The organism is Phenylobacterium sp., assembly GCF_016793285.1.
Lineage (GTDB): Bacteria > Pseudomonadota > Alphaproteobacteria > Caulobacterales > Caulobacteraceae > Phenylobacterium.
In genome coordinates this window covers 1-4,818 of sequence record NZ_JAEUMO010000264.1, presented here as the reverse complement: position 1 = coordinate 4,818, position 4,818 = coordinate 1, and the positions used below count along the sequence as shown (strand labels likewise).

Here is a 4,818-nt window from a genome sequence, read left to right as displayed (position 1 = left end):
GTCGCCGAGCCCGCCGCCCGCCGCGTCGTCGAAGCCGCCGCCGTCCGCCTCGGCGAAGACGCCGAACCCCCCGCCCTCATCAAGGCCGCCCTCCAGGAGCTGGGCCGGTGAGCGCTGACAAGCGCCACAGGCGCTTCCATTCAAACCACCAAGGACACGGAGAGCACCAAGTCAGGCCGCGTCGCCTTGGCGAGCTTCGTGCTCTTGGTGGTTCGTCGATCGGGCTTCGCCCATGACCCGCATCGTGTCCGGGGAGCCGCAGGCGTTCGAGCCGGCGGACAAGGCGCTCAGGCCGCAGACGCTCGCGGAGTTCGTGGGTCAGCAGCAGGCCAAGGCCAACCTCAGCGTCTTCATCGAGGCCGCCAAGAACCGGGCCGAGGCCCTCGACCACGTCCTGCTGTTCGGCCCGCCGGGCCTGGGCAAGACCACGCTCGCGCAGATCGTCGCCCGCGAGCTGGGCGTAAACTTCCGCGCCACCTCCGGGCCGGTGCTGGCCAAGGCCGGCGACCTCGCCGCGATCCTGACCAACCTGGAGCCGCGCGACGTCCTCTTCATCGACGAGATCCACCGGCTGGCCGCCAACGTGGAGGAGATCCTCTATCCGGCGATGGAGGACCACGTGCTGGACCTCGTCATCGGCGAAGGCCCCTCGGCGCGCTCGATCCGCATCGACCTGGCGCCCTTCACGCTCGTCGCCGCCACCACCCGCGCGGGCCTGCTGGCCACGCCGCTGCGCGACCGCTTCGGCATCCCGATCCGGCTGGAGTTCTACACCCACGACGAGCTGGAGAAGGTGCTGCTGGGCGCCGCGGCGAAGATGGGGACCAACCTCGCCCCGGACGGCGCCCGCGAGATCGCCACCCGCGCCCGCGGCACGCCGCGCGTCGCCGGCCGCCTGCTGCGCCGCGTCCGCGACTTCGCCGCCGCCGACGGCGCAGCGGTGATCGACCGCAAGCACGCCGCCTCCGCGCTCGCCCGCCTCGACGTGGACGAACAGGGTCTCGACGCGCTGGACCGCCGCTACCTGCGCGCGCTCATCGAGAACTACGCCGGTGGCCCGGCCGGGGTGGAGACCCTGGCCTACGCCATCGCCGAGGCCCGAGACGCCGTCGAGGACGTGATCGAGCCCTTCCTGCTGCAGCAGGGCTTCATCCAGCGCACGCCGCGCGGCCGCATGGCCACCGCCCGCGCCTACGATCACCTGGGCCTCGCCGCGCCCAGGGCCACGCCGCCGGCCACGTCCGGGGACCTGTTCGAATGAGCGTCCCCGCCGACACCTCGCCGTCCTCGGGCTGGCTGGACGGCCGCGAGCACGTCCTGCCGGTGCGCATCTACTACGAGGACACCGACTTCACCGGCATGGTCTACCACGCCAACTACCTGCGCTATTTCGAGCGCGGGCGGAGCGACTTCTTCCGCATCGCCGGCATCAGCCACACCGAGCTGCTGGCGCTCGCCGAGCCCACCGCCTTCACGCTGGTCCGCGTCGAGGTGGACTACAGGAAGGCCGCCCGGGTCGACGACGCGCTCCTGGTCCGCACCAGCTACGACGCGGTGCAGGGCCCGCGCCTCATGGTCAGCCAGCGGATCGTCCGCGGCGAGGAGCTCATCGCCGAGGCGAAGCTGCAGGCCGTCTGCATCGACATGCGGGGCCGCGCGAAACGCCCGCCGCGCGACATGGTCGAAAAGCTACGCCCGTACTTCGCGCCATAAGATCGCCACCGAACCCCAGCAACACCGCCCCGACACGCCTTTCAGGAGACAAGATGGACGCCGTCACGCCGCAGAGCTTCGACCTCGTGACGATCTTCATGAACGCCGACTGGGTGGTGAAGCTCGTGATGATCGGCCTGGGCGTCGCCTCGCTGTGGTCGTGGACCATCATCCTCGACAAGCTCGTCCGCTTCACGGCCCTGAACCGCGAGGCCGACAGGTTCGAGGACACCGTCGCCGCCGGCCGCAGCCTCGAGGAGGTCGCCCAGGATGCGGGCGAACGGCCCACCCACGCCCTGCCGCGCATGCTCCAGGGCGCGCTGAAGGAGTGGCGCGACGCCCGCGCCAAGGGCCAGGCCACCGAGGGCCAGACCGCCTTCCTGATCGCGCGGATCGACCGCCACCTCGACGCCACCATCGCCCGCGAGACCCTGCGCGTGGAGAACGGCCTGGGCGCCCTGGCCATCGTCGCCACCGCCTCGCCGTTCGTCGGCCTCTTCGGCACGGTCTGGGGGATCATGCAGTCCTTCCAGGCCATCGCCATCCAGAAGAACACCTCGCTCGCGATCGTCGCGCCCTCGATCGCCGAGGCCCTGTTCGCCACCGCCATCGGTCTGGTCGCGGCCATTCCGGCCTACATCTTCTACAATGCGTTCTCGACCGCGGCCGGGAAGTACGCCGCGCGGCTGGAGGGCTTCGCCGACGACCTCTCCACCGCCATCCAGCGCCGCCTGGCCGAGCGGGGCTGACCGGTGGCGCTCTCGACCAACGACGCCTTCGCCGCCGGCGGCGGCACGCGCCGCCGGCGCTACGGCCGCGGGCGCCGCGGCGCGCTCAGCGAGATCAACGTCACGCCGCTGGTCGACGTGATGCTGGTGCTGCTGATCATCTTCATGATCTCGGCGCCGCTGCTGACGGCGGGCGTGCCGGTGGAGCTGCCGAAGACCGAGGCGGGCGCCATGCAGGACGTGCCCGACCCGATCACCATCTCGATCCGCGCGGACGGCCGGCTCTACGTGGGCGACGGCGAGGTTCCGTTCGCCAACCTTTCGCCGCGGCTGAAGGAGATGGCGTCCGATCGCACGCGGCCGATCTACGTCCGCGCCGACGGCAAGGCGAGCTACGCGGTCGTGGCCCAGGTGATGGCCTCGCTCTCCACCTCCGGCTTCACCTCGATCAACCTGATCACCGACACCGGCGGCCCGTCCTCGGGGGGTGAGGGGTCCGGAGGCGACAAGGACGCGACCGCCGAATGACGAGCGCGCGCGCCCGGCGGTTCGAGACGAGCCCGGCGGCCCTCGGGTCGCTGGTGCTGCACGTCGCCGTGGCCGCCGCCTTCATGATCCAGTGGGGCGCCCGCAACGTGACCGCCGGCTCGGTGGTGCCGGTGACCATCGTCTCCAGCGCCCCGGCCGAGGCGCGCCAGGCCGAACAGGGCCCGGTCGAACAGGAAGCCCAGACCGAGACCCCGGTCGCCGAAGCCCCGCCCGAGCCCGCGCCGCCCCCGCCGGTCCCTACGCCGGCGCCCGCGCCGACGCCGACCCCAAAGGCCGCCAGGCCCGCCGAGAAGGCGCCCTCGCCGACCGCCAAGTCCAAGCCGGCCGAGAAGAGCCTCGACCTCGACGCCCTGGCCGCCAGTCTGACACGCCCGGCCCGCAACGCGCCGCAGCGGCCCTCCGCCGCGCCGAAGGGCGCGACCCGGCCTTCGACGGCCCCGGTGGCGCGCGCCACCAACGGCTTCTCCGCCAGCGCGGGCGCGGCGGTCTCCTCCAACATGCAGGACGAGCTCGAGCGCAACTGGAGCATCGACTGCAGCCTCGCGGCCACCCGCAACGTGATCGTGCGGACCCACTTCACCATCGGCGCCGGCGGCCGGCTCGTGGGCGACGTGACGGTGGAGTCGCGCGGCGCCGCCAACGAGGCCCAGAAGGACGCTGCGGAGTTCCGTGCGCGCCAGGCTGTGCTCCGCTCGCAGCCCTTCGTGAAGGAGCCGCGCGAGAACTGGGGCCAGCGCTTCTACGCCGACTTTTCCGCCCGCGACTACTGCGGCACACCAGGAGCTTGAGGCATGCGGATCAACGTCTTCATCGCCGCGCTGGCCTTGACCCTCGGCGCCGTCGCGGGCGGCCCGCCCGCGAGGGCGCAGGAAGGGGTCGGGGTCTCGGTCACCCGCGGTGACGTCCAGCCGCTGCCCGTGGCGGTGCCGGCGTTCGGCGGCGGCCAGGTCGGCGCCGACATCGCGCAGGTGGTGGCCGCGAACCTGCAGCGTTCCGGCCTCTTCCGCCCGCTGGATCCGGCCAGCTTCATCGAGAAGGACCTGACGCCGGCCGTGCAGCCCCGCTTCGCCGACTGGAAGCAGATCAACGCCCAGGCGCTGGTGAGCGGCATGGTCCGCGTCGAGGGCAACCAGTTGCGCGTCGACCTGCGCCTGTGGGACGTCCAGTACGAACGCCAGATGATCGGCCAGCAGTTCACCTCCAGCCCGGAGAACTGGCGGCGCGTCGCGCACAAGATCTCCGACGCCGTCTACGAGCGGCTGACCGGCGAGAAGGGCTACTTCGACACCCGCGTCGTGTTCGTCGCCGAGAGCGGCGCGCGCGGGAAGACGATCAAGCGCCTGGCCATCATGGACCAGGACGGCGCCAACCCCAGCTACCTGACCAGCGGCGACTCGATCGTCATGACCCCGCGCTTCTCGCCGACGAGCCAGGAGATCACCTACATGGCGCTGCGGCCCGACAGCGCCACGGTCTATCTCTACAACCTGCAGAGCGGGCGGCGCGAAAGCCTCGGCAGCTTCCAGGGCATGGTGTTCGCGCCGCGCTTCTCGCCGGACGGCGGCAAGGTGATCTTCTCGGTGGAGCGCGGCGGCAACTCCGACCTCTACCTGATGGACCTCTCCAGCCGCAGTTCGCGCAGGCTCACCACCGATCCCGGCATCGACGTCTCGGGGAGCTTCTCGCCCGACAGCGCGCGCATCGCCTTCACCTCGGACCGCGCCGGCTCGCCGCAAATCTACGTGATGGGCGCCGACGGCTCGGGCGCGCGGCGGATCTCCGGCGGAGGCGGGTCCTACACCACGCCGGTCTGGAGCCCGACCGGCGA

At 71.8% G+C, this 4,818-nt stretch carries 6 protein-coding genes and 1 pseudogene; all 7 read left to right on the top strand.

Going from position 1 to position 4,818, the window contains the following annotated elements:
- Positions 1-111 (top strand): annotated as a pseudogene (locus JNL41_RS22175) (Holliday junction branch migration protein RuvA); the annotation flags it as partial.
- Between the two features lie 121 nt (positions 112-232).
- Positions 233-1,261 (top strand): Holliday junction branch migration DNA helicase RuvB, encoded by a 1,029-nt coding sequence (gene ruvB / locus JNL41_RS22170; protein WP_293478460.1) that lies wholly within the window; start codon positions 233-235, stop codon positions 1,259-1,261.
- Positions 1,258-1,713, top strand: a complete 456-nt coding sequence (locus tag JNL41_RS22165; protein WP_293478459.1) for a YbgC/FadM family acyl-CoA thioesterase — start codon at positions 1,258-1,260, stop codon at positions 1,711-1,713. Before ruvB ends, JNL41_RS22165 begins: the two co-directional genes overlap by 4 nt.
- Positions 1,714-1,766: 53 nt before the next feature.
- Positions 1,767-2,462, top strand: coding sequence for a protein TolQ (gene tolQ, locus JNL41_RS22160; RefSeq protein WP_293478458.1), 696 nt, complete (start codon positions 1,767-1,769; stop codon positions 2,460-2,462).
- Between the two features lie 3 nt (positions 2,463-2,465).
- On the top strand, positions 2,466-2,969 hold the full coding sequence (locus JNL41_RS22155; RefSeq protein ID WP_293478457.1) for a biopolymer transporter ExbD: 504 nt from the start codon (positions 2,466-2,468) through the stop codon (positions 2,967-2,969).
- On the top strand, positions 2,966-3,778 hold the full coding sequence (locus JNL41_RS22150) for a hypothetical protein (protein ID WP_293478456.1): 813 nt from the start codon (positions 2,966-2,968) through the stop codon (positions 3,776-3,778). The genes JNL41_RS22155 and JNL41_RS22150 overlap by 4 nt, the downstream gene beginning before the upstream one ends.
- Before the next feature lie 3 nt (positions 3,779-3,781).
- Positions 3,782-4,818 (top strand): Tol-Pal system beta propeller repeat protein TolB (gene tolB / locus JNL41_RS22145; RefSeq protein WP_293478455.1); only part of this gene is annotated, 1,037 nt, incomplete at its 3' end.

What these genes read in the sequence shown, in the direction of transcription:
- JNL41_RS22165 (WP_293478459.1), top strand. Translation starts at nt 1,258, where the DNA reads ATGAGCGTCCCCGCCGACACCTCGCCGTCCTCGGGCTGGCTGGACGGC.
- JNL41_RS22150 (WP_293478456.1), top strand. Translation starts at nt 2,966, where the DNA reads ATGACGAGCGCGCGCGCCCGGCGGTTCGAGACGAGCCCGGCGGCCCTC.
- tolQ (WP_293478458.1), top strand. Translation starts at nt 1,767, where the DNA reads ATGGACGCCGTCACGCCGCAGAGCTTCGACCTCGTGACGATCTTCATG.
- ruvB (WP_293478460.1), top strand. Translation starts at nt 233, where the DNA reads ATGACCCGCATCGTGTCCGGGGAGCCGCAGGCGTTCGAGCCGGCGGAC.